The sequence below is a fragment of the Pacificoceanicola algae genome (genome assembly GCF_049341065.1).
Lineage (GTDB): Bacteria > Pseudomonadota > Alphaproteobacteria > Rhodobacterales > Rhodobacteraceae > Pacificoceanicola.
In genome coordinates, this window is the sequence record NZ_JBMPIX010000005.1 from 282,260 (window position 1) to 306,138 (window position 23,879).

General features: G+C 61.6%; 24 protein-coding genes. 17 read left to right on the plus strand and 7 right to left on the minus strand.

The annotated features are described in order from the left end of the window. Positions 1-53 precede the first annotated feature (53 nt). Entirely contained in the window at positions 54-980 is a 927-nt protein-coding gene (locus ACOYQJ_RS10365) for a LysR substrate-binding domain-containing protein (RefSeq protein ID WP_422905950.1), read from the plus strand. On the opposite strand, the gene gcvA is transcribed toward ACOYQJ_RS10365, so the two are convergent. Beyond that, positions 929-1,891 (minus strand): transcriptional regulator GcvA, encoded by a 963-nt coding sequence (gene gcvA / locus ACOYQJ_RS10370; RefSeq protein WP_422905951.1) that lies wholly within the window; start codon positions 1,889-1,891, stop codon positions 929-931. The genes ACOYQJ_RS10365 and gcvA overlap by 52 nt on opposite strands. Positions 1,892-2,203: 312 nt before the next feature. Between gcvA and ACOYQJ_RS10375 the strand changes: the two genes are divergently transcribed. Continuing rightward, entirely contained in the window at positions 2,204-2,638 is a 435-nt protein-coding gene (locus ACOYQJ_RS10375; protein ID WP_422905952.1) for a DUF983 domain-containing protein, read from the plus strand. Here the strand turns inward: ACOYQJ_RS10375 and ACOYQJ_RS10380 are convergent. Beyond that, positions 2,604-3,974 carry an aminotransferase-like domain-containing protein gene (locus ACOYQJ_RS10380; protein ID WP_422905953.1) on the minus strand — a complete coding sequence of 457 codons (1,371 nt, stop codon included), beginning with the start codon at positions 3,972-3,974 and terminating at the stop codon, positions 2,604-2,606. The two genes, ACOYQJ_RS10375 and ACOYQJ_RS10380, sit on opposite strands and share 35 nt — an antisense overlap. A gap of 275 nt (positions 3,975-4,249) precedes the next feature. Here ACOYQJ_RS10380 and ACOYQJ_RS10385 point away from each other — a divergent pair, with 275 nt between their 5' ends. From ACOYQJ_RS10385 to ACOYQJ_RS10420, 8 genes are all read left to right on the plus strand, one after another. Next, a complete protein-coding gene (locus tag ACOYQJ_RS10385; protein ID WP_422905954.1) occupies positions 4,250-4,732 on the plus strand; it encodes an MSMEG_0572/Sll0783 family nitrogen starvation response protein in 483 nt (160 codons plus the stop codon). A gap of 63 nt (positions 4,733-4,795) precedes the next feature. After that, positions 4,796-5,785: a Nit6803 family nitrilase gene (locus ACOYQJ_RS10390; protein ID WP_422905955.1), complete on the plus strand. Its 990-nt coding sequence runs from the start codon at positions 4,796-4,798 to the stop codon at positions 5,783-5,785. Continuing rightward, positions 5,778-6,896 (plus strand): MSMEG_0568 family radical SAM protein, encoded by a 1,119-nt coding sequence (locus tag ACOYQJ_RS10395; RefSeq protein WP_422905956.1) that lies wholly within the window; start codon positions 5,778-5,780, stop codon positions 6,894-6,896. The genes ACOYQJ_RS10390 and ACOYQJ_RS10395 overlap by 8 nt, the downstream gene beginning before the upstream one ends. Next, complete coding sequence (locus tag ACOYQJ_RS10400) at positions 6,893-7,435, plus strand: MSMEG_0567/Sll0786 family nitrogen starvation N-acetyltransferase (RefSeq protein ID WP_422905957.1); 543 nt, start codon at positions 6,893-6,895, stop codon at positions 7,433-7,435. Before ACOYQJ_RS10395 ends, ACOYQJ_RS10400 begins: the two co-directional genes overlap by 4 nt. Next, entirely contained in the window at positions 7,432-8,406 is a 975-nt protein-coding gene (locus ACOYQJ_RS10405; protein WP_422905958.1) for a sll0787 family AIR synthase-like protein, read from the plus strand. The genes ACOYQJ_RS10400 and ACOYQJ_RS10405 overlap by 4 nt, the downstream gene beginning before the upstream one ends. After that, positions 8,399-8,683 carry an MSMEG_0570 family nitrogen starvation response protein gene (locus tag ACOYQJ_RS10410; RefSeq protein WP_422905959.1) on the plus strand — a complete coding sequence of 95 codons (285 nt, stop codon included), beginning with the start codon at positions 8,399-8,401 and terminating at the stop codon, positions 8,681-8,683. Before ACOYQJ_RS10405 ends, ACOYQJ_RS10410 begins: the two co-directional genes overlap by 8 nt. Before the next feature lie 14 nt (positions 8,684-8,697). Continuing rightward, positions 8,698-9,978 carry an MSMEG_0569 family flavin-dependent oxidoreductase gene (locus ACOYQJ_RS10415; RefSeq protein WP_422905960.1) on the plus strand — a complete coding sequence of 427 codons (1,281 nt, stop codon included), beginning with the start codon at positions 8,698-8,700 and terminating at the stop codon, positions 9,976-9,978. Then, complete coding sequence (locus tag ACOYQJ_RS10420; protein WP_422905961.1) at positions 9,978-10,775, plus strand: Pnap_2097 family protein; 798 nt, start codon at positions 9,978-9,980, stop codon at positions 10,773-10,775. The genes ACOYQJ_RS10415 and ACOYQJ_RS10420 overlap by 1 nt, the downstream gene beginning before the upstream one ends. A gap of 51 nt (positions 10,776-10,826) precedes the next feature. Here ACOYQJ_RS10420 and ACOYQJ_RS10425 read toward each other — a convergent pair whose 3' ends face one another. After that, on the minus strand, positions 10,827-11,810 hold the full coding sequence (locus tag ACOYQJ_RS10425) for a Bug family tripartite tricarboxylate transporter substrate binding protein (protein ID WP_422905962.1): 984 nt from the start codon (positions 11,808-11,810) through the stop codon (positions 10,827-10,829). Between the two features lie 133 nt (positions 11,811-11,943). Continuing rightward, on the minus strand, positions 11,944-13,632 hold the full coding sequence (locus tag ACOYQJ_RS10430) for a glycoside hydrolase family 3 protein (protein WP_422905963.1): 1,689 nt from the start codon (positions 13,630-13,632) through the stop codon (positions 11,944-11,946). Positions 13,633-13,849: 217 nt separating this feature from the next. Here ACOYQJ_RS10430 and ACOYQJ_RS10435 point away from each other — a divergent pair, with 217 nt between their 5' ends. The 5 genes from ACOYQJ_RS10435 to ACOYQJ_RS10455 all read left to right on the plus strand — a co-directional run bounded on the left by ACOYQJ_RS10435 (position 13,850) and on the right by ACOYQJ_RS10455 (position 19,471). Continuing rightward, positions 13,850-15,043: a CaiB/BaiF CoA transferase family protein gene (locus ACOYQJ_RS10435; protein WP_422905964.1), complete on the plus strand. Its 1,194-nt coding sequence runs from the start codon at positions 13,850-13,852 to the stop codon at positions 15,041-15,043. A gap of 225 nt (positions 15,044-15,268) precedes the next feature. Further along, positions 15,269-16,504 carry an ABC transporter substrate-binding protein gene (locus ACOYQJ_RS10440; protein WP_422905965.1) on the plus strand — a complete coding sequence of 412 codons (1,236 nt, stop codon included), beginning with the start codon at positions 15,269-15,271 and terminating at the stop codon, positions 16,502-16,504. A 73-nt stretch (positions 16,505-16,577) separates the two neighbouring features. Beyond that, positions 16,578-17,471, plus strand: a complete 894-nt coding sequence (locus ACOYQJ_RS10445; protein WP_422905966.1) for a carbohydrate ABC transporter permease — start codon at positions 16,578-16,580, stop codon at positions 17,469-17,471. Beyond that, positions 17,464-18,381: a carbohydrate ABC transporter permease gene (locus ACOYQJ_RS10450; protein WP_422905967.1), complete on the plus strand. Its 918-nt coding sequence runs from the start codon at positions 17,464-17,466 to the stop codon at positions 18,379-18,381. Before ACOYQJ_RS10445 ends, ACOYQJ_RS10450 begins: the two co-directional genes overlap by 8 nt. A gap of 4 nt (positions 18,382-18,385) precedes the next feature. Then, the gene (locus ACOYQJ_RS10455) at positions 18,386-19,471 is read left to right on the plus strand and encodes an ABC transporter ATP-binding protein (protein ID WP_422905968.1); all 1,086 of its coding nucleotides are present in this window, start codon (positions 18,386-18,388) and stop codon (positions 19,469-19,471) included. Between the two features lie 42 nt (positions 19,472-19,513). Here the strand turns inward: ACOYQJ_RS10455 and ACOYQJ_RS10460 are convergent, their stop codons facing one another. The 3 genes from ACOYQJ_RS10460 to ACOYQJ_RS10470 all read right to left on the minus strand — a co-directional run bounded on the left by ACOYQJ_RS10460 (position 19,514) and on the right by ACOYQJ_RS10470 (position 22,165). Further along, entirely contained in the window at positions 19,514-20,305 is a 792-nt protein-coding gene (locus ACOYQJ_RS10460; protein ID WP_422905969.1) for an alpha/beta fold hydrolase, read from the minus strand. Beyond that, positions 20,302-21,006 carry an alpha/beta fold hydrolase gene (locus tag ACOYQJ_RS10465; RefSeq protein WP_422905970.1) on the minus strand — a complete coding sequence of 235 codons (705 nt, stop codon included), beginning with the start codon at positions 21,004-21,006 and terminating at the stop codon, positions 20,302-20,304. Before ACOYQJ_RS10465 ends, ACOYQJ_RS10460 begins: the two co-directional genes overlap by 4 nt. 178 nt (positions 21,007-21,184) lie before the next feature. Continuing rightward, complete coding sequence (locus ACOYQJ_RS10470) at positions 21,185-22,165, minus strand: tripartite tricarboxylate transporter substrate binding protein (protein ID WP_422905971.1); 981 nt, start codon at positions 22,163-22,165, stop codon at positions 21,185-21,187. 263 nt (positions 22,166-22,428) lie between these two features. Here ACOYQJ_RS10470 and ACOYQJ_RS10475 point away from each other — a divergent pair, with 263 nt between their 5' ends. Both ACOYQJ_RS10475 and ACOYQJ_RS10480 read left to right on the plus strand, forming a co-directional pair. Then, a complete protein-coding gene (locus ACOYQJ_RS10475) occupies positions 22,429-23,154 on the plus strand; it encodes an alpha/beta fold hydrolase (protein ID WP_422905972.1) in 726 nt (241 codons plus the stop codon). Further along, entirely contained in the window at positions 23,151-23,846 is a 696-nt protein-coding gene (locus tag ACOYQJ_RS10480; protein WP_422905973.1) for a substrate-binding domain-containing protein, read from the plus strand. The genes ACOYQJ_RS10475 and ACOYQJ_RS10480 overlap by 4 nt, the downstream gene beginning before the upstream one ends. Positions 23,847-23,879: the final 33 nt, after the last annotated feature.

Here is a 23,879-nt window from a genome sequence, read left to right on the forward strand (position 1 = left end):
CCTTGCATCCGGTCAGACCGCTGCGCGAGGCCCCAGTATCGGCGAAACGAACCATGACGAGCCCTATTCCCCCTCTCAATCCCTTGCGAACATTCGAGGTCGCGGCGCGGCTTTGCAGTCTTACTCTGGCTGCGGAGGAATTGAATGTCAGCCAAGTAGCCGTTAGCCGGCAGGTCAAGACGCTGGAAGATTATCTTGGCGTGACCCTGTTCCGGCGTCTCCACCGGGGCGTGGAACTGACCGACGAGGGGCGCCAACTTTACGAAGGTATTGCGCATGCCTTTCAGGATATCGCCACAGCCTCGCGGCGGGTTTCGCGGCGCGGGCGGCGCGACATTCTGGCCATTCAATCCTACACGACCTTTTCGCAGCGCTGGTTGATCCCCCGTTTGACGGATTTCCACGACAAGCACCCCCGGATCGAGGTGCGTCTCAGCTCCTCGACCGCGCCGGTTGACTTCGAAAGCCAAAACCTCGACGCGGCAATCCGGGCCGGAAAAGGCGATTGGCCAGACCTGCATTGCGAGAAGTTGGTGGATATCGAACTGATCCCGATCTGTACCCCGGACTATCAGGAACAGCACGGCTTGTTCGACCCGAATGATCTGTCCCGGGTCCGTCTGCTGCATTCCATGGCCCGGCCAACAGATTGGGCGGCCTGGATCAAGCGGGTTGGTGCCGATGTCGATCCTGAGCCCGGAATTCGGTTCGAAAGCTCGGCCCTCGCCTATGAGGCGGCGGCGATGGAAGGTGGGGTCGCCGTGGCCGTCAAGATCTTCGTCAAGCGCCAGTTGCAGAACGGTAATCTGGTCGCGCCGTTCGGTGATCTGACTTGCTACAGTGGCGAAGGGTATTTCCTGACCTGGCCAAAAAACACCGCCCCATCACGGACGCTTATCAAATTCCTCGACTGGATGCGGGACCGCATTCAGGTGGACAATCCCGAACGCGATTCAGACGGGACGGTTTCAAGCGACTGATCCGGGTCCTCGGTGTCGTCCGGGGCAAAATGTATGCGAATCCAGTCCAGAAATTTCAGCAGCGGCGAGGATGGCGCTTCGTCGTTCGGCCAGGTCAGGTAGTAACTTTCGCCTGTCCGGCACCCGTGTTCGAATGGCGCCACCAGTGTTCCTGCACGCAGCTGCGTCTGAACGAAATGACGGTTGGCAATCGCGACACCCAGATCCATCAACGCCCCTTCGTAGGCGAGCGCGCTGTTCTCGAACAACAGGCGATTTTTCGGGGCAAATTTTGCGTCGACCGACTCCAGCCAGGACGACCAGTCCTTGGGTCGCGCCATCGAATGCAGCAGCTTGACCTTGGCTAGATCCTCGATCCTGTCCAGAGGGTTCTCGGCTAGAAAGCCGGGCGAACAGACCGGGATCAGCTCCATATCCGCAAGTTTCTCGGCGTGTAGGCCCGGCCAGTTGCCATCACCGCCGCGGATCGCGGCATCGAGGTTGTCCGTGTCGAAGTCTGCGGCTTCGGGCGATGACGACAGGCGCACCTCAATGCGGGGATGCGCCTTGTGGAAATCACCCAGCCTTGTCATCAGCCAGCCGCGCGAAAAGGTGACATAGGATTGGATGGCCAGAATATTACGCTGGCCCCGGCGCGAAACGGTTTTTGTCGCATCCTCGATGTCCTGAAACGCCTGTCCGACGCCCTTGAACAACAAGATGCCCTCACGGGTGAGTTCTATCCCGCGATTGAGGCGGCGGAACAGCGTCACGCCCATGTAATCCTCAAGCACGCGCACTTGTCGGCTGACGGCGACTTGGCTGACGTTGAGTTCTTCCGCGGCAAGGGTGAGGCTGTTGTGCCGCGCTGCCGCTTCGAACGCCTTGAGTGGGTTGAGCGGAGGCAGAGTGCGGTTGGGAATTGAGGACATTTCAGAATCCCGTGCATTGCGCGGCGATCTGGACATCAATTGTTTGAATCAATAGGCATCCAATCAGCATACGAAATCAACGCGCTTGTTCGTGGTGTCAGTATGTCGGGGAATGCCACATTGGTCAATGATGCTTGAGGTATTCGACGCCCTGATATGTGGCAAAACTGGAGGCGAGCCGTTGCCACGAGCTTGGCCGGCCTAGAGGCGAAATGACACATATTACTTGCAATTTATAGATTGTATGCATTTTGGTGCAAACAATATCCAACATATGGCGCGCCCTCGCGTCCAGAAGAAGGAAACATCGTGATGTCCAACGTTGAAGCCGAGAGTGAAGCGCCCCATGATGTCCGGGCTGCTTTGAAGCGTGGCTTGCGCTGTAAATGTCCGAACTGCGGCGAGGGCGCCGTGTTCGATGGCTATTTGAAGGTTCGGTCGGAGTGCGCGGTCTGCGGGCTCGATTTCACGCCACAGCGCGCCGACGATGGCCCCGCCTATGTCGTCATCCTCGTGGTGGGGCATCTTTGCGGGTTCACGTTGCCGGTTGTCTTCGAGCAGATGCGCGACAATCCCCTGATAGTGGCGTGTCTGCTGTCTGTTGCCGCGATCATTCTGTCGTTGATCATGTTGCCGCCGGTCAAGGCGATGTTCGTTGCGTTTCAATGGGCCAAGGGGATGCATGGCTTTGGGCGCGCAGGGCGCCCGGCCGTCACCCCAGAAACGCGCTGTGCTGAAGGCTGTTGACCAGAAAGTAGAGGTTGGCCCGCAGTGCTTCGCGGGACAGTGATCCACCCAGGCACAGCCGGACGTGCTCTCCCGGTGGGCATCCGACGGTAAAGGCGTCCGACGGCATGATGCCGACTGGACGTCCGGCCATTCGGGCGACGACGTCTGCGCGACCAATGCCCTCCGGCAAGGACAGCCAGACGTTGAGGGCGTTCTCGGCCCCTTGGAAGTCAAACCCTTCCAGAACGTCGCGGGCGATGGCTTGCCGTTTCGAGGTTTCTGACCGGATGAAGCGCCGGATCTGGTCGGCGGTGCCGTCCTCGATCCATTGCGTTGCCAGCGCGGCGGTGATTGGCGAGGCCATGACCGCCTGCACTTTCAGCGTTTGACCCAGCGAATAGGCCAGCCGCCCCGTCGGCGCGACGGTGTAGGCCAGTCGCAGTCCCGCGCCGATGCATTTCGCCAGCCCGCCGATATGCCAGGTCAGGTCCGGCGCCGAGACGGCAATCGGCGCGGGCGCCTTGGCGGGAATGAAGCCATAGGCATCATCCTCGATCAGCGGCAGCCCGTGCTTGCTAAGCACCTCTGAAATGTCCAGCCGCCGTTCCGTTGGTATCGTCAGCGTGGTCGGGTTCTGCAAAGTCGGGTTCAGGTACAGGGCCTTCGGGCCATGCCGGGTGATCGCCGCATCCAGGGCGTCCGGCAGGATGCCATCCGCGTCCATCTCGACGCCAATCAGGTTTAGTCCGCGCCGAGACGCGATGTTGCGAAAACCGGGATAGGTGATCTGTTCGCATAGAACGGTGTCGCCCGGTTCCGTCAGGATGGTCAGGATGGCGCAGATCGTGCTGTGCGCACCGGGCGAGACGACCAGCCGTGCAGAGGTGGGCACCATGCCGCGCAGGCTGAGCCAGGTCGAGGCCGCTTCCTTATCCTTGTCCGATCCGGTCGAGGATTGGTAGCGCAGCAATTGCAACAGGTTGGCCGATACATAGTCCAACCCGCCGCGCATATTGGCGATCAGCCCTGGATCGGTGGGCTCGGGCGGCAGGTTCATCGACAGGTCTTCTTCAGCGTGGCGCAGGGGGTCGGGGCCCGACGCGGACTCTGCCGGTTTCGAGATATAGGTGCCCCGCCCCACGTGGCTGGTGACAAGCCCGCGCGCCTGCGCTTCGCTATAGCCGCGCGACACTGTGGTGAAGTCGATGCCCAGGCGTTTTGCGAGTTGCCGCTGCGGCGGCAGACGCGTGCCCGGTGATAGGACGCCTTGGCGGATGTCCTGCTCAATAGCGTCGGCAATTGCGATGTAGCGCGGCTTGCCGTTTGGGTCGGCCTGTGGCGTCCAGTCAATCATGTCGGTCTCCGTTGCCTGGCCTTGATATCCAATGATTCGCGGAAATTGAAGCGCATTGTATGGATAAAAGGCCGCGGCCGGGGCGAGAGCAGATCTGAGGCCGCCGTGCCGTTTCAAATCAGCCTCAGACATTGGCGGTCGTTGGGCCGGACGCCTAAAAATCCATCAACCACTTTCATGATTGTATGGATTAATGATCCTTGATTGAGCTATCTATTGATCGGCTCAATTCGGCAAAGCATGTCTGTAGTCATCCAACGAACAGGAGACTCAGGATGCCCGCAGTTACAAAAGAAGCCCATAAAGACGGTGATTACTTCGTCGATTACGAAGAGAAGGTCTTTGAGGACGTCAAGGCCGACGAAGGCGAGAAGGCACTTGTGACCTTCCATACAGTTGCGTTTGAAGGGTCCATCGGTTTGGTCAACATTTTGCAGGCAATCCGTCTGCAACGCAAAGGGTTCGAGACGTCGATCCTGCTCTATGGCCCCGGCGTAACCCTTGGCATTCAGCGCGGTTTCCCGACGCTGGGCGACGAAGCCTTTCCCGGTCATCAGAACTTTGCCGCCAACCTGAAGAAGTTCATGGGCGAGGGCGGCAAGGTCTATTGCTGCCGCTTTGGGCTTCAGGCGCTGTACGGCCATGGTGAAGCAGCGCTGCTGCCGGGGATCGTGCCGATCGCGCCGCAGGACGTGCTCGACTGCATCCTGCTGCACCGCAAGGACAATGCCTTCATCCTCGACACCTGGACGCTGTGATCCGGCGGGGCCGTGTCGCCCATCGGCGCGGCCCCCGACACCACGCACCAAGGGAGCCAGATCATGAGAACCGACACTATTCGCGCTGCCGCCGTGCAGATCGCGCCGGACCTGACGGGCCGCGCAGGCACCATCGAGCGCGTGCTGAACGCCATCGCGGAGGCCGCCGAGAAGGGCGCGGAGTTCATCGTCTTTCCCGAAACCTTCGTGCCCTACTACCCGTATTTCTCCTTCGTTCTGCCCCCCGTGCAACAGGGCGCGGCGCATCTCGAACTGTATGATCAGGCGGTGGTCGTGCCCTCTCCGGAAACGCAGGCGGTGGCCGAGGCGGCGCGCAAGCGCGGGGTTGTCGTGGTGCTCGGTGTGAATGAGCGCGACCACGGCTCGCTCTACAACACGCAGCTGATCTTTGATGCCGATGGCAGTCTCGCACTGAAGCGTCGCAAGATAACGCCCACCTACCATGAGCGCATGGTCTGGGGGCAGGGCGACGGCGCGGGCCTCAAGGTCGTCGAGACCAAGGTTGGCCGCGTCGGGGCGCTGGCCTGCTGGGAGCATTACAACCCGCTGGCCCGGTATGCGCTGATGACCCAGCACGAGGAAATCCACGCGGCGCATTTCCCCGGCAGCCTCGTCGGGCCGATCTTTGGCGAACAGATCGAAGTCACGATGCGTCATCACGCACTTGAGGCGGGCTGTTTCGTGGTTAACGCCACCGGCTGGCTGACCGAAGAGCAGATCCAGTCGCTGCACTCCGATCCGAAATTGCAGAAGGCCATGCGTGACGGCTGTATGACCTGCATCATCTCGCCCGAAGGCCGCCATTTGGCAGAGCCGCTGACCGAGGGCGAAGGCATCCTGATCGCCGATCTGGACATGAAGCTGATCACCAAGCGCAAGCGGATGATGGACAGCGTCGGGCATTACGCCCGGCCCGAACTGCTTCACTTGGTGCATGACGCGCGGCCTGCCGAGACGCGCGTCGCCTTCGAGCCAACCGTACATCCGATTGTCGAACCCGATCCTGAGGAAAAGGAACCGAGCCATGTTTGAATCCGATCTGTCTGACGCCGACCTGATCAACGATCTTCAATCCCACGGCATGCGGCTGGTCGATCCAAGCGCGGGCCATCAGGCCCGGCGTGGCGGGGCGGGGCCGTCCGATCACAAGGCGATCACCATTGGTGAGACCACCGTGATGGTGCCGGTCCACACCGCGCCCGCGTTTGAATCGCCTTTCCTGGTCGCGCCGCCGGATGCCAAGGGTCAATCCCGAGTCACCCGCGATGGCGCGGAAATCGCCAAGGTGCGCTTTCCCTCGCGGCCGAAGTTCTATGACCTGAAAACCGCCGATGGCGTGCCCTACAGCCATATCGCGACGCTGCATTCGCGCGACGTTCTGGCCACGACCGTCCTGCAAACCTGCATCCGCTACGAGAGCCGCAAGAAGACTTGCCAGTTCTGCGCCATCGGCCAGAGCCTCGCCGCAGGGCGCACCATCGCGCACAAGACGCCGGAACAGTTGGCCGAGGTTGCCAAGGCGGCGGTGGAGCTGGACGGCGTCAAGCATATGGTGCTGACCACCGGCACGCCCAAGGGCAAGGATCGTGGGGCGGCGGTCATGGCCGAAAGCGCGCGGGCCATCAAGGCAGCGGTTGACCTGCCGCTTCAGGGCCAGTGCGAGCCGCCCGATGACGATATCTGGCATCAGCGTATGAAAGACGCTGGGATCGACGCGCTTGGGATGCATCTTGAGGCGGTCACGCAGGACGTGCGCGAGCGCATCATGCCGGGCAAGGCCACCGTGCCGCTGGAAAAATACATGTCCAGTTTCAAAGCGGCGGTGAAGGTCTTTGGCCGGGCTCAGGTGTCGACCTACATCCTCGCCGGTCTGGGCGACAGCCGCGAGGCGATCCTGGAGATGGGGCAAAAGCTTTGTGACATGGGCGTTTATCCCTTTGTCGTGCCGTTTGTTCCGATTTCGGGCACGCCGCTGGAAAGCCATCCGGCGCCGAAGCCGGAATTCATGGCCTCGATCCTGCGCCCCTTGGGCGAGATGATCGTGCGCGCCGGTATCCGCTCCGAGGACATCAAGGCGGGCTGCGGCAAATGCGGCGCTTGTTCGGCGCTCTCGACCTATGAAAAGCTAAAGGTGCCGGCATGATCGAGCTTGAACCGCATCAGTTTCAGTGCCCCGGTTACTATATCCGCGCCGCCTCCAAACCCTTTGAGGCGCGCGGGGCAGAGGCCTTGCGCCGCCGCGTTTTTGTCGAGGAGCAGGGAATTTTCAAAACCCATGACCGCGATGAAATCGACCTTGTCGCCACGCATCTGGTGGCGCTCTCGACCTATGCCCATGAGGCCGATCAGGTGGTCGGCACTGTGCGCATCCACGAGGAAAGGCCCGGCCTCTGGTGGGGCTCGCGGCTGGCGGTGGACAGCGACTTTCGGCAGGTCGGGCGGCTCGGGACCGAGCTGATCCGGCTGGCGGTCTGCACCGCCAATGCGCGCGGCTGCGAGACTTTTCTGGCGCATGTGCAGAAACAGAATGTCTCGCTGTTCCGCCGGTTGAAATGGACCGTGTTGGAAGAGGTCACGCTGCACGGCGTCCCGCACGCCAAGATGTCTGCCGATCTGATGCATTATCCGCCCTGCGATGATCCGACGGCGGGTTGGTTCATGAAGCCCGGACGTCGGGCATGAGTGACACGCTGACAGACATGGCAGAGGCCCTGTGCGCTCATCCCGCGATCCGCTCAAAGCTAGGGATCGCGCAGGCGGCGGGGATGCTGGGACTGACGGGCGATACCCCCGGCGCGCCGGGCGATGATGCGGCGATGATCGAGACCGCAGAAGGTTTCGACCTGCTGGCGGGTGAGGGCTTCATCCCCGCCTTCGTCCAGAGTGATCCGTGGTTCGCCGGCTGGTGCGGGGTCATGGTCAACCTGTCGGACATTGCTGCCATGGGCGGCCGTGCCACGGCACTGATCGATCAGGTCTGGGCACCCGATGCCGAGGCCGCCGCGCCGCTGATGAAGGGCCTGCGCGATGCGGCGGAGGCCTATGGCGTTCCGCTGGTGGGTGGGCATACGAATTTCGCCGCCTCAGACCTCAACCTCGCCGTTTCGGTTCTGGGCAAGGCGACGTCGCCTGTGACCAGTTTCGAAGCGCGCCCCGGCGACATGCTGCTGGCCGCCATCGACCACCGGGGCCGCTATGTCAACTTCGACAATTTCTGTGCCGCGCTCGACGCCCCGCATGACAGGCTGCGCGGCGATCTGGCGCTGCTACCGGACCTCGCCGAACGCGGCCTTTTGCGCGCGGGCAAGGACATCAGCCAAGGCGGGATCACAGGCACCGCGCTGATGCTGGCCGAAAGCTCGGGCGTGGGCGCGGTGCTGGATCTGGATCGCATCCAGCCGCCCAAGGACGTACCGCGTCTGCGCTGGCTGCACAGCTTTCCCAGTTTCGGCTTTCTGCTGTCGATCGCGCCGGACCATGCCGCCGAGGTCTGCCTTGCGTTCCGGGCGCGCGGGATCTGGGCCGATCCGATTGGCACGATCACGGACGGCACACAAGTCACCCTGCACCAAAACGGCGAGACTGTGCCGTTCTGGGACCATGCCCAAACCCCCTACCTGTCGCTTTCCCGAAAGGAGCCCGTTCATGCCTGAGATGCACTGGACCCTGCGCTGGCCCGATGGCAGCGAAGAGCGCTGCTATTCGCCCTCCAGCGTCATCACCGAGCTTTTCACCCCCGGACAAAGCTATCCGCTGCCGGATTTCCTGCACCGCGCCCGCATCGCGATGGAACGCGCCTCGAACCGGGTCGAGCGCAAATACGGCTTCGCCTGTTCGTCGGCGATGGATCAACTCGACCGGATTGAACGGCGGGTCGCCGATTTCGAGGGCCAGCAGGACCCGCATGTCACCTGCCTGTCGATCACATGAAAAGGACCGAGACCATGAAAGATACGCATATCCCCCATATCCCGGTTGCGATTGTCGGCGGCGGGCAGGCTGGCCTGTCGGTGGCCTGGCAGCTTCAGCAGAAAGGCATCGAAAGTACCGTCTTCGAGCGCCACGAAAAATTCCATTCCTGGCGCGTGAACCGCTGGGACAGCTTTTGCCTTGTCACGCCGAACTGGCAATGCCGCTTGCCGGGTTTTCACTATGACAAGGAATTCGGCGGCACCGACCCCGATGGCTTCATGCTGCGCGATGAGATCACCGAGTATCTCGACGCTTTTGCCGCGAGGTTTGAGCCGGTGATCCACGAACATGTCACCGTGACCCGCATCGCCCACCATCCGCAGGGTGGCTACGTGGTCGAGACGACCATCGGCACGTGGACCAGCGATCAGGTCGTGATCGCGACTGGCGGCTACGACAAGCCGATCGAGCCCGCCTATGCCGCGGCGCTGGACCCGACGATTGTGCAGATGCATTCGGTCGATTACCGCAATCCGTCGCAACTGCCCGACGGCGACGTGTTGATCGTCGGCACCGGCCAGTCCGGCGTGCAGATCATGGAGGATTTTGTGCGGGCGGGCAGGGGCGTGCATTTGGCTGTTGGTCCCGCGCCGCGCAGCCCGCGCAAGTATCGTGGCCGCGACGCCACCGACTGGCTGCACGATGCGGGGCAATACGAGATCACCATCGACACCCATCCCGATCCGGTCAAGGCAATCACGCAGACCAACCACTACATGTCCGGCCGCGATGGCGGCAAGGAGATAGACCTGCGCAAATGGCATGTGGATTACGGGGTCGAACTCTATGGCTCGCTGGCCAACATGGACGGGCGCAGGCTGGAATTCCTGCCGGATCTGAAAAAGAACCTCGACGATGCGGACCGCAGCTATGTCGGCATCCGCGATCAGATCGACGCCTATATCGCCCGCAACGGCATTGATGCGCCGCTCGAGCCGCCCTTCGTCAAGGTTTGGGAGCCAGAGCAAGAGCGCATTGAACTGGACGCCAAGGCGGCCGGTATCGGCTCTGTGCTCTGGGCGATCGGCTTCCGCCCCGACTACTCGTGGATCGAGGTTAATGTTTTCGACGAACGTGGCAAACCGCAGTTCCATCGTGGGGTGACGGATGTGCCGGGGATGCACTTCATCGGGCTGGGCTGGCTGAACACCTGGGGGTCGGGCCGGTTCCTCGGGATCGAGGAAGACAGCGCTTACCTCGCCGATCAGATCGCTGCGCAACTGAACCGCGCCGGGAAAAAGGCGGTCGCCTGATGGCCGTCGTTGCCTTTGCCGCGCGGCATGCGCCGGTCGAGACGGTTGCGCGCTTGCCGCTTGGCATGGCGCAACTGTCGCCGCAGGGCTTGTCAGAGCAGTGGGTTTTGCGGTTTTGCGGTGATCAGCATTGGACACTGATCGCCAAGGCGCTCGGCCAGCGCGATGCGGTGTTCCGCGCGCCAGACGGGCGGCCCGTCTACGCGGCGTTCTGCACGACATCGCTGCAAATGCAGCCGTCGGGGGCGTTGCTGGGCCGGAATGTGCGGGTGTCGTCAGCGGTATTCGCCGTGACAGAAACACGCACCGGATCACGGCATAAGCTGGTGGTCGATGGCGTGGTGATCGCCGAGCTGTCGATGATCTCGACCTTTGTCAGCCACGATACGAGCGGCTGCAACAATCGCATCCATCGCAATTCGGTGCTTGGCCAGATGCATCTGCCCCCGGCCGACCCGTCTCTGACGGCGCTGGACGACCGGGCCCGTGATACCGCACGGCGCTTGCGCAGGATCGACCTCGCGGGCGCGCGCGAAATTCACGCCGAATGCCCGGTTCCGTCGCTGGACTTCAACGCTGTGGGGCTTCTATACTTCCCGACTTTCTCCCGCATCGCCGAAACCGCTGCCCACGCAGCTGGGCCGTCTGAACCAGTTCGGCAGCGCGAGGTCGTCTTCCTCGGGAACATCAACCCCGGTGATACGGTTCGCGTTTTCGACCACGGCCCGATGCAAATCATGGCCAGACAGGACGTCACACCGATTGCCCTGATCCGGACCAAGCAGGCGGCAGTCTGAACGCAGACAAGGCACGCCGTAGCGCGCCCTGTCGTTTCGATATCTGGAGCGTTATTGCAGAACGCCTGCGGCGGTCAGTTGCTCGACCGCGACATCGGTGATGTTGGCGACGAAATCCGAATACTCCTTTGGCCCCATCCAAGAGTCTGTCACGCCGGTGCTGCGGGCATACTCCTGATATGACTCGGCGCGCATGGCTTCGTGGAACGCATCAGCGACCTTCTGTTGAAGTTCCATCGGCATGTCTGCAGGTCCAAAGACGCCGCGCACCTGAATCCAGCTGGAATCCACATCCACACCTTGTTCGACAAAGGTGGGCAGATCGGGTTTGCCGTCCAGCCGTTCGTCAGCCAAGACGCCCAGCCCTCGGATACGCCCGGATTCGAAATACTCGGCAGTTGGCCCGAGATTCGAGACACCGATATCGACATGACCGCCGAGCAGCGCGGCCAGAATATCGGGCGTCGAGGGGTAGCCGATCCAGTTGAACTTGGTGTCGGTGGCGTTCTCCAGCATCGACATGCCGATGTGCTGCATCGAGCCGACAGGCCCGAAGCCGCCGATACTGATGCTTTCCGGGTTCTCTTTGGCGGCGGCGATCACGTCGTCAAAGCTTTGATAGGGGCTGTCTTCGCGGACGAAGAACAGGATGGGGTCTTCCTGCACAGAGGCGATCCAGGAAAAGCTCTCTGGCGAGAAGGTGCCCTTGAGGTTGGTCTGCATACCGGTGAAATGGGTCAGCGTGTTTACGCCAAGCGTCAACCCATCGGGCTTGGCCGAGATGATGCGACCCATCTGGTTCGCGCCGCCACCGCCCGGGGCGTTGATGACGATGACCTCCTGGTCGATCGCAGGCTCAAGCGATTTTGCCAGCGTCCGGATGAAAATATCGGACGTCCCACCCGGTTTGGTGTGCATGATCACCGACAGCGGGCCACTTGGCCAAGCCTCATCCGCGGCCACGGGCGTGATTGTTGTTGCGACAAATGTCGCTGCGGCCGCAAGGCACGCAAAGCCGGTTGATAGGATTTTCATGGTGTCCTCTCCTCCTCAAGAGCGCGTCAGGCGCTTTTTGCGCCAAACTGGGGGTAGTTAGTCGTGGTCAACGCGACGGGTAAACCAACCTTTGGTTTGCGGTTGGGGCTCGAAATCGTTTGGCCAGGGGCGGTCAGATGGGTACGCCAGAAGGCAGGTCGACGGGAGTTTGCCCCTGAAACGGAATGGCGCCGGTCAGGGCATCGACGACCGCCTGCTGCACCGGAAGAACGGCGCTGTAGGCGTTCACGAAGGTGGGGCAATCGGGCATGTGAAAGGTCAAAAAGGGCGAGCCGAGCGAGACATAGAGCGTCGGCAGGTGCTGCCACATCCGCTGCATCGTCAGCGGGAAAGCGCCATGAAGCCGTTCCCATTGCGGCCCGAGATGTTCTTTGCCTGACAGTCCTTCCTCGGCCATCAGGTAGAGGCCGATATCCTGACCTGTTGCGTCGATGGGCTCCCCCGGCACAACGCGGGTGATCTCGAACCCGAGCGCTTCCAGCATGGCAGGAATTTCCAGATCGGGCAAAAGGGCCGATGGGCTGCGGCGACCGCGGGCTTCGGCCAGCAGAATACGTCGGTGCCGTTCGGGCGAAATTGGCAGCAGGCTTTGGGTATCTTTGACCAAGGTCACGCAGCCCTGTGCGACACGTTTGGCCCAGCCGCGATGTTCCTCGGAGCCCAGCATCGCAGCGCGCTGGCTCTCGGGCGGGACAGCGGGGCGGTCGAGATGCAATCCCATGGACGCCTTGAGCGCAAGAATGCGCAGCACCGCTTCGTCCAGACGGTGCTGTGACAGCGCTCCGCTGGCCAGACCGTCACGCAGAAACTGCATGTCCTCTTTGATATCGTGCGGGAACAGCAAGATGTCGCATCCGCTTTCGATACACAGCGGCACGATATCCTTGCGCGCCCCGCAGGAGGTGAAGCCCGCCATGCCGGACGCGTCCGAAACGATGATGCCGTTATAGCCCAGCTCGCCGCGCAGAAGTCCGCCAAGCAGGTTTGCAATGAGCGAGGCCGGGAGGATGGCCTCGCCCAATGTCCCGTCCCCTTCCGCCGGACGAAAAGCAGGAAGGGTGACGTGACCGGCCATGACAAGACGGACATCCTTGGCGATCGCTGCGGCATAGATCTTGCCAAAACTGGCGCGCCAATCGTCCATTGCCATGGTGTTGTGGGTGGTAACGTAGTGCTGATCGCGCTCGTCCATTCCCTCACCGGGGAAATGCTTGACGCAGGCCACGAGGCCATTGCCGTTCATCCCGTCGAGATAGGCGCAGACCATCGAAAGCGTCTGGTCGACCTTGTCGGAAAAGCTGCGCGTGTTCACGGCGTTGGAGCGGAAATTCAGCGCGAGATCAGCCACTGGCGTCCAGCTGATGCCAAAGCCCAGATAGCCCGCCTCGCGGGCCGCGATTGTCCCCATGCGCTTTGCGTTTTCCGGATCGCCCGTCGCACCCACCGCCATCTGGTTGGGAAAGACTGTCCCGGCTTTGACGCTGGCCTTTTCCGACATTTCGATGTCGGCCGTCAGTAAGGGCGGAATGGCACTATGCTGCATCAAAAGCTTGGCCGAGCGCCGCAGGTCGTCTTCGGAATAGCTGGGAAACCGATGCACACCGCCAAGACCAAGCGCGACCATCGCCTTGATATTGTCGTCCGACAGGTCGCGGCACATCGGCAGGATGAGTTGCGCGATCTTCGCGTCTGTCCCGAGCGCATCGAACTTCGTCCTGACCCAATCCAGCCCCACCCGGTCGAGATGAAAAGGCGCGGCGCTCAGGTGAGCCTCGGAAAGGGGAAGGGGGGACGTGGGCATTGGGCGGTCTCAGGTGGTTTGCGGTCGCGGCCACCTTAGCCAATCGCGCCCTCTGGCGGGGGCCGCATAGGTCAGGGCTGACCCAACATTTCGGAAACCAAACGCCGTTGCCTGCCGAGGCCACTGTCTCTTCAATATGAGGCAGACCCACATTGCGCCGCTCAAGGTTGCCGACACCCTCTGTCGGCCCAAGCGGACCAGGACAGAGTTGACCCAGATGAAGGCGTTTCAGAATTACCGGGTGATTGACACCACGCATGTGCTGGCCGGGCCGTTTGCCGCGTTCCAGCTGGCCACGTTGGGGGCCGAGGTCATCAAGGTCGAGGATCCGAACGATCCCGATCAGGCCCGGTCGCAAGGGCCAGATCGCGCCATGAATGGCATTGGCATGGGCACAGCCTTTCTGGGCCAGGCGGGCAACAAATCGTCGGTCGCAATTGACCTCAAGACGCCAGAAGGCAAGGAGGCGATGCTCCGACTGATCGACACGGCGGATGTGTTCATCGAAAACTACCGCCCCGGCGCATTCGAGGCCTTGGGCCTGGGCTATGAAGACCTGAGGCGGCGCAATCCGGGGCTGATCTATTGCTCGCTCTCGGCCTTTGGATCGACCGGGCCACGGCGTGAACTGCGCGGGTATGACAACATCATCCAGGCGTTTTCCGGCTTTATGGCGATGACCGGGGACGACCCGGACAAGCCGTTCAAATGCGGTGCCCCGATCATGGATTACGCGGCAGGCACGACCACGGCTTACGCGATATCGGCGGCGCTTTTGCAGCGGGCACGCAATGGCGGGACCGGCAACTTTGTCGACGTCTCGATGCTGGATGTGGCGATGATGTTCGCGACCTCGCATGTGGCGTCCTATTTCTGGAACGGCAAGGTGCCCGCGCCGAAGGGCAACACCTATCCCTTTGCGACCATCGGCATGTATCACGCCAGCGACGTGCCAATGATGGTCTCGGCCTCGAACCTGAAACAGCAGGCCAGGCTTTGGCGGCTGTTGGGGCGTGAGGACATGGTCAAGCATGACAACAATCAGCGGCTCGACTCCCACGCCGAGGAAAGCGCGGCGCTGAGCGCGGCCTTCCGGGCGCGACCGGCGGCGGAATGGGAGGAACTGCTGCAAGCCGAAGGCATCCCCTGTGCCCGCATTCGCACCCTTGGAGAAGCCCTGACCGACCCGCAGGTGCAGGCGCGGCCGGTGCTGCACCGGTTTGACGGCGAGGCGGGAACGGCCGAAGGCATGACCACCACGCTGGCAGGATTCGGTATGCAAGAAGACGGACCGTCGCTGGAGCGTCCGCCACAGCGCCTTGGGGCGCAGACAGAGCAGATGCTGAAAGAGCTTGGTTATCGCGAAGACGAGATCGCGCAGCTTCGGAATGCTGGGGTCATCGCTTGTTGATCGCCAGAAAACGCCAAACAGCGTCCGGAAATGCTCAATTAAATCAGCGTTCTATACAGAATGTTTTGGCGCGCCAAATCTCCGGTGCGTTGACCGAAACACCCCGGAAACAGACACTTGGACTAACAAGACCGCCGGTAAAATGACCCTTGGGAGCAGGCATAGGATCGCACCCCCACAGGGCCCGGCGCTCGCCTGGATACGGAATCGACAGAGGAGAAGACGATGAAGAATATCAGAGCAGCCGCATTGAGTGCGCTGATGGCCACCACAGCCGCACAGCCCATGTTTGCCGCCGATCTGGAGGTCACCCACTGGTGGACCTCTGGGGCCGAGGCGGCCGCCATCCGCGTGATTGCCGACGCCTTCAAGGAAAGCGGCAATGGCTGGATCGACGGCGCCATCGCAGGCGCGGGGGGCGTAGCCCGTCCGCTGATCACCAGCCGGATCACCGGCGGCGACCCGATGGGGGCCACCCAGTTCACCCACAGCTCGGCCATGCGCGAACTGATCGAGGCGGGCTTCATGCGTGACGTGACCGAGATCGCCGAGGCGCAGGGTTGGAAAGAGCAGATTTTCCCGCAATCGTTGCTGGACAGTTGCACCTTCGAGGGCAAACTCTATTGCGTGCCGTCGAACATCCACTCGCAGCAATGGCTGTGGTTGAACAACGCCGTGTTTGAGGACAACGGCTTGGCCGTGCCGCAAAACTGGGACGAGTTCGTCGCAGCGGGGCCGGTGCTGCGCGAAAAGGGCATCATCCAATTGGCACAGGGCCAACAGTCCTGGCAGAAACAGCTGATGTTCAACGTGCTGATGGTCTCTATCGGCGGGCCAGAGCTGTTCGGCAAGGTCTACGGCGAACTGGATGCCGACTACGCCGCTGGCGCGGATGTGGCCAAGGTGTTCAAGGCCGCCGCCGAAGCGCGCGACCTGATGGAAGGCTCGAACGTTCAGGCCTGGAATGAAGCCGCCCTGTTGGTGACTGATGGCCGCGCCGGCGGTCAGATCATGGGCGACTGGGTACAGGGCGAATTCATGCAGGCCGGGCTGAAGGCGGGCGAAGACTTTTCCTGCCTGCCGGGTCTGGGTGTGCATGAGTACATCACTGCAGCGGGTGACGCCTTCTACTTCCCCAAGGTTGACGACCCCGAGATCACAGCTGCGCAGGATGAACTGGCCAGCGTGATCGTTGCGCCGAAGACGCAGGTCGCCTTCACCGCCGCCAAGGGTGCCCTGCCGGTGCGCCGCGACGTCGAACTGAGCGATCCGACCCCTTGCATGGAAAAGGGCATGGAGATCCTCAAGGAAGGCCACATCGTGGAAAGCATCAACACCATGGTGTCACCCGACACCGTTGGCCGTGTGACCGATCTTGTCGTCGAATTCTTTGCCGACCCGGACTTCACGCCCGAGCAAGCACAGGAAGAGTTCGCCGAGATCATCGCAACGGCAGACTGATCAATCTGGTGCGGGCCGCCTCCCTCAAGTCCGCGCCAGCCTTTCCCCTTCTCAACATCATCGGAGAGTTGCAATGTCGCAAAGCGGCAAACCGACAGCGCTGTTCAAAAACCTGAGTGCCAAGATTGCCGCCATTCCGATGGTGCTTACGGCCCTTGTGGTCTTTGTCGGCTGCTCAGTCTGGACAATCGTCTATTCCTTCACCAAATCGCGGCTTTTGCCCAGCACCGAGTGGGTCGGCCTCGATCAATACGAACGCCTTTGGGGCACCCGCCGCTGGCTTATCTCGATCGAGAATCTGGCGATCTATGGCATCCTCATGCTGATCCTGGCGCTGGTCATCGGGTTCCTTCTGGCGGCGCTGATCGATCAGAAAATCCGGTTCGAGGACGGCTTTCGCACGATCTTCCTCTATCCCTATGCGCTGAGCTTCATCGTCACGGGCCTTGTCTGGCAATGGCTGCTGAACCCGGAATTCGGGATTCAGAATGCCGTGCGCAATCTTGGCTTCGAAACCTTCAGCTTCGATCCCCTCTACAACCCGGACACGGTGCTGTGCGGGGTGCTGATCGCCGGTCTGTGGCACACCAGCGGCCTCGTGATGTGCCTGATGCTGGCCGGGTTGCGCGGCATCGACGAGGACGTCTGGAAAGCCACCAAGATCGACGGAATCCCGGCCTGGAAAACCTATATCGTCGTGTTCATCCCGATGATGCGCCCGGTCTTCATCACCACGCTGGTGCTGGTCACCTCGGGCATCATCAAGCTGTATGACCTGGTCATCGCCCAGACCGGCGGTGGGCCGGGGCTGGCCTCTGAAGTGCCTGCCAAGTTCGTTTTCGACATGATGTTCGTCTCGCAAAACCTCGCCCAGGGCTTTGCCGCGTCGACCATGATGCTGGTGGCCGTGATCTTCATCATCATTCCCTGGGCCTACCTGGAATTCGGAGGCAAGAAACATGGCTGACGTGACCACCAACATGCAGCGCCCCAGCCCGGCGCATGCCTCCGGGCCGAAACCCCGCCGGGCGTTCAGCCGCAAGAACATCATGATCTACAGCATCCTGTTCGTGCTGGCGGTCTACTACCTGCTGCCGTTCTACGTGATGCTGATGACCTCGCTCAAAGGTCTGGCCGAAATCCGCACCGGCAATATCTTTGCCCCGCCGATGGAGATCACCTTTGAGCCCTGGGCCAAGGCCTGGGCCACGGTCTGCACAGGCCTGAACTGCGACGGCCTGTCGCGCGGCTTCTGGAACTCGGTCAAGATCACCGTGCCGTCGGTCTTCTTTTCCATCGCCGTGGCCTCGGTGAACGGCTACGCGCTGTCGATGTGGCGCTTCAAGGGGGCGAATGTCTTTTTCACCATCCTGATCATCGGGGCGTTCATTCCCTATCAGGTGATGATCTACCCGATCGTGGTGCTGCTGCGCGAAATCGGCCTTTATGGCAATCTGGGCGGTCTGGTGCTGGTGCACACGGTCTTCGGGATGCCGATCCTGACGCTGTTGTTCCGCAACTACTTCTCCTCGGTGCCCGAAGAGCTGTTCAAGGCCGCCCGTGTCGATGGCGCCCGGTTCTGGACGATCTACTTCAAGATCATGCTGCCAATGGCCGTGCCGATCTTTGTTGTTGCCGTGATCCTGCAGACCACCGCGATCTGGAACGACTTCCTGTTCGGGGTGATCTACACGCGGCCCGAAAACTACCCGATGACGGTTCAGCTGAACAACATCGTCAACTCGGTCACCGGGGTGAAGGAATACAACGTCAACATGGCAGCGACACTGCTGTCCGGGGTTGTCCCGCTCACCATCTACTTTCTCTCTGGCAAGCTCTTCGTGCGCGGCATCGCCGCCGGCGCAGTGAAAGGATAACGTCATGCAGCCAAGTGTTTCCATTCAGAACCTCAAGCTCGACTTCGGCTCTGTGTCGGTCCTGCGCGATCTCAACCTCGATATCGGTCAGGGCGAGTTCCTCGTGCTGCTCGGCAGTTCGGGCTGTGGCAAGTCCACCTTGCTCAACTGTATCGCCGGCCTGCTGGAGCCGACCGAAGGGTCGATCCACATCAACGGCAACAACGTGACCTGGTCCGAACCCTCGGATCGCGGCATTGGCACGGTGTTTCAGTCCTACGCGCTCTATCCGCAGATGACGGTCGAGGGTAATCTGACCTTTGGTCTGAAGAACGCCCGGATGCCCAAGGACGAGATCAAGAAGCGCGTGGCCCGCGCCGCCGAGGTGCTTCAGATCGAGCCCTTGCTCAAGCGCAAGCCCGCCGCCCTGTCCGGTGGTCAACGCCAGCGGGTAGCCATTGGCCGGGCGCTGGTGCGCGATGTGGATGTGTTCCTGTTCGACGAACCTTTGTCGAACCTCGACGCCAAGCTGCGCGCCGATCTGCGTGTCGAGATCAAGCGCCTGCACCAGACGCTTGAGAATACCATGATCTATGTGACCCACGATCAGGTCGAGGCGATGACGCTGGCCGATCGGATCGCGATCATGAAAGGCGGCGTGGTCATGCAGCTGGACACGCCGGACGTGATCTACAACAGACCCGCCAACAAATATGTCGCGGATTTCATCGGCTCGCCGTCGATGAATTTCTTTGACACGGTGCTAACCACGACGGATGGGCCGCAGGTGACCATCGCGGGAAACTCTGTGTCCTTGGCGGGGTATGACTGTACCCGGCCCGGCCTCAGCGGCGATGTCTGGTTCGGCATCCGGCCCGAGCATATCCTGACCGGCGAGATGGCCGATGCGGCCCCCGCGCAATTCGAGGTAAAGGCCGAACTGGCCGAGCCGATGGGGGCGGAAACCCTTGTCTGGTCGTCTCTGGATGGCACGGCTTTGCGGTTCCGCGTCGATGGCCAGACGAAGGTCACACCCGGCGACGCAATCCGGATCGGCTTTGATCCGGCGCGGGCCTCTATCTTTGACAAGGTCGAAGAGCTGCGCATCTGACCAAACAAACAGGGACCGGCGTCGGATCACGGCGCCGGTTCTTCAGTCGCACCCGCGCAGGAATTCGACTACGGTCGCGTTGAAGTCTTCGGGGCAGTCCACATTGACCGAATGACCGCCGGGCAGATCCATGATGTCAATCGCGGGATGCGATTGCGCCAGCCAGTCGCGTAGGGGCTGGAATTTCCGCTCGTAGCGACCGTTGACCAACAAGGTCGGAACCGACAATTCGCCCAAGCGGCTACGCACGGACAATCGCGGCAGCCCCTCTTGCATCAACAGCGCCATCGTTTCAGGGGAAATCGTGTCGGCCTGCCCTGCAAGCCGCCGCCGTAGGTCGGGCGGAAAGCGCCTTGCGTGCGCCGGGTGATATGGCACGCGCCGGAGCGCGTCCGTTCCGCCGGTACGGATCCTTGCGACGAGCATCCGCCTCGCTTCAAGTGCGTCTTCTGTCTCAGTCCCACGAAGGGCTGCATTCGCATTGGTAAAGGCAACCCCGGTGCAGGCTTCTGGGAAAGTCAGGGCATAGCCTAACACGATCCCGGCACCAAAGCTCTGGCCGCACAGGTGCCATCGCGCGATGCCAAGCGATCTGCGTATCTGATCGAGCGCCTCGATGATGCTGTCAGGACGCACGTGTTCTGGATGTTCCGGCGCGGGGCTTTGGCCGTGACCGGGCAGATCGACGCGGATCAGGCGGAACTGCTCTGACAAGGCGAGGTTGGGTTCCCAGATATCGCGGCTGACCAACAGCCCATGCACCATCAGCAAAGGCGGCAACCCGGTATCGGGCGCCGCCTCATAAGCCAAAGTCGTTGCGGGGGCCCTAGTCAAATCACCGACCGCTCCTGCAACCAGCTTCGCACAGTTTGCGCAACGGCCTCGGGCTGTTCAAACGGCAGCAGGTGCCCGGCCCCGGCAAGAACCACGGACTTCGCATCGGGGATCTGAGCCGCATCGGCGTCATGCACGTCCTTGGTTGAAAGGTGATCCTCGTCTCCGGTGATCAGAAGCACGGGAAAGGGAAAATCGCCGATATAGGTCGTTGCATCCGGGCGATGCAGCAGGGCGAGGTTCTGGCGTTCGTGGACCTCTGGCCCACAGTCGATGACCATCTGGCGGATGCTTGCCACAAGGGCGTCGTTCTGGCCGCCTGCTTTGGACAACACCTTGGGTGCCCAGTTCTGCGCATAGCTGACCATGTCGGCATTGGCCGCGTCGATGCGCGTCTGCCGATGCGCCTGTTCGCCGGCGCCCGGGCCTTCGGCGCTGGTGCTGGACAGGATCATCGCCTTGATCCGATCCGGGGCCTGCCTGCCCATTTCCATCGCCACGCGACCACCCATGGAATGCGCCATTATGATCAGGTCGCCGGATGTTGCGGCAAGCGCGCGGCTGGCCATCTCTTGCAGGGTCGCGTCTTTGGCGGTGTCCGCGACATGGACAGCGTCCACATGCAGCCGCAGCGTCTCCGCGACGGGGGACCAGGTGCGGGCGTCCGACATGATGCCGGGAATGGTGACGAGAGTGACCATCGGGAATTCCAATCTTTGATAGCGTGCTTTGGGGCGATGCTAACAGAGCCGCATGCGGTCGGAACCTGATCATAGGTTAGTGCAGACCAAACACAAAGGCCCCCGGCGCGGGAGGGGCACCGGGGGGGCGGGTCGGGCGTGGCAGGGCCGCACCCAACCGGAGTGTTTCAAGGCGCGGTTACCTGATCCCGGCCGCCTGAAGTCCCTTGACCGCAAGGGTATCCAGCTTCTTCGCAAAGGCAGTGTATTCATCCGGGCCAAGGAAGCGCGGTACAACCCCGGACAGGGCCTCGTACTCCTTGAATTCCTGCGAATTCACCGCCTCGCGCAGGCCCTCCGCCAGTTTCTGTTTGATCTCGTCCGGGACACCAGCGGGGGCGACCAGACCCCGGATCTGTTGCCAATCGGTATCCACGTCATAGCCCAGCTCGGTATAGGTCGGCGCGTCGGGCAGGGCGGGGTTGCGCAGATCCGACAGCACGCCGATCACCCGGACGCGGCCCGCCTCGACAAACTCGCGCAGCGATCCCGCATTGGCCGAGCCGACATCCACATGACCGCCCAGCACATTGGCGATGGTGTCAGCGGTCTTGTTGTAGCCAACCCAGTTGATGTCGATCCCGGCGGCGTTGGTTGCCAGTTCAGACGCCACGTTCGAAACTGACCCGATTGACCCAAAGCCCCCGACGTTCGGCAGCTCGCCGCTGGTCTTCACAGCCGCGACGAAATCGTCGAACGTCTGGTAGGGGCTGTCTGCCGATACGAACAGCATGTAGCTGTCCTGCTGCAACATGGAGATCCAGTCGAAATCATCGATGGTAAAGACGCCCTCGAGGCTGGTTTTCATGGCGGTGAACTGCGTCAGCGTGTTGACCCCCAGCGTGTAGCCATCGGGTTTGGCTGCCTTGACGATGGTCATCTGGGTCGCGCCGCCGCCGCCGGGTTTGTTGACCACGACCACCTCCTGACCGAACACCGGCTCGGTAGCACGCGCAAGGTTGCGCGCCAGAATGTCGGTTGGGCCACCGGGGCCGTTCGGGATGACGATTTCGATGGTCTTGCTCGGCCAATTGGCGACCTCGTCAGCACATGCAGCGGTGGTGGCGACCATGACGCTTGCGGCAACGGAGACGCCGCGCAGCAAAGACTGAATTCTCATTTTTCTTCTCCCTGTTATGGTTGCATACATTTTAAAATTGAATGCAACCAAAGGGTCATCTGAAAGTCATTCGTATTGAAGTGTACCTTTGGTTAGGGCTGGCTGCACATATTCTTGTGGCAGTATTGGCCACGTTTTATTGCCACGAACCGACCTGAATCCCATAATGGGCTCCATAGAAACAGCCGCAGGATTGGCGCATACAATCAGATGATTGACGGCATTTGGTGTGGCAAACGCTTAACAGTACGGGGAGATCAGATATGCAATCCGCAAAAGAAGGCCGCGCCTTTGTCCTTGTCCACGGCGCTGGACACGGGGGCTGGATGTGGAAGAGGGTCAGGGACCAACTGCACGCCAAAGGGCACCGCGTCTTTACCCCGACGCTGACCGGGCTTGGCGAACGCTCGCATCTGATGAGCGGCGACATCACGTTGCAGACCCATATCGACGACGTCGTGAACGTCTTCAAATGGGAGGACCTGACCGACGCCGTTCTGGTCGGCCATTCCTATGCGGGCTGGGTCGTCACCGGCGCGATGGAGCATCTCGAGGACCGGGTGTCGGGGATCGTCTACCTCGATGCCTTCCTGCCCGATGACGGCCAGCGCGGCATGGATTTCCTGAACGAGCAGCAGACCGCCGCCTTTGAAGAAGCGCAGGCCAAGGGCGAAGTCTCGCGTCCGGGTCCGAATTCCAAGGCATTGCGTATCCAGTCGGACGAGGACGCGGCCTGGGTCGATTCCAAGATCACTCAGCAGCCCATCGGTGTGTCCCTTCAGGCGCTGAACCTGAGCGGTGCGCGGGATCGGGTGGCGAAAAAGCTCTACGTCCGCGCGCCCCTCTTTCCGCAGCCGCGGTTCGATGCGGCGCTGGAACGCTGCCAAGCGGATGACAGCTGGAAGACCATCGTCATGGAAAACTGCGGCCACGATCCGATGATCGACGATCCGGATGCAGTCGTTGCTATGCTTGAGGACATGCTGTGAGCCAATCCGCCTTGACCGTATTTGCGCCGGCGGCCTTTGCGTCGGCGTTGAACGCGCTTGAGCAGGATATCGAACCAGGGTTGTTCTCTTTTGCGTATGGCCCCGCCGCAGGCCCGGCACCAAACAGCATCACCAGCCGATTGCAGGCGGGTGAGCAGTCCGACCTTGCGATTTTGCCGATGGGTCTGGCCGAGGCCGAGATCGCCGCCGGTCGGTTGGTCGGCGTGCCGGTCCGTGTTTTTGCCTCGACCGTCGCGTTCTGCGTGGCGCCGGGGGCTGAGGTCCCGGATCTGTCGACCGAGGTGGGCCTTTGGAAAGCCCTGTCCGATGCCCCATCGATTGGACTCTCGGCAGCGGGCAGCGGCACTTTTTTTCGCAATGTGTTGGTGCCTGTATCTGGCCAAGCCGATGCGCTGACGGCGAAATTGCAAACGATCACCGATCGCTCGGTCGGGCAGGCGGTGGCCGAAGGGCTGGTCGCGCTCGGTTTCCAACAGAAGGCCGAGCTTCTGGAGGTGGACGGGATCACGGTCATCGACGATCTGGCCGATGTGGCCCGCAACGACACATGGCTTGCGCTTGCACAGGGGGCAGGTGGCCGAAGTCCCGCAAAAAATGCCTTGTTCGAACACATGCGTTCGGCGCGCGGTCAGCAAATTTTGGCAGAGCATGGTCTGACGCCCGCGCCTTGATTTCCCAGACCCTCTGCCGGGACAACCGATCCC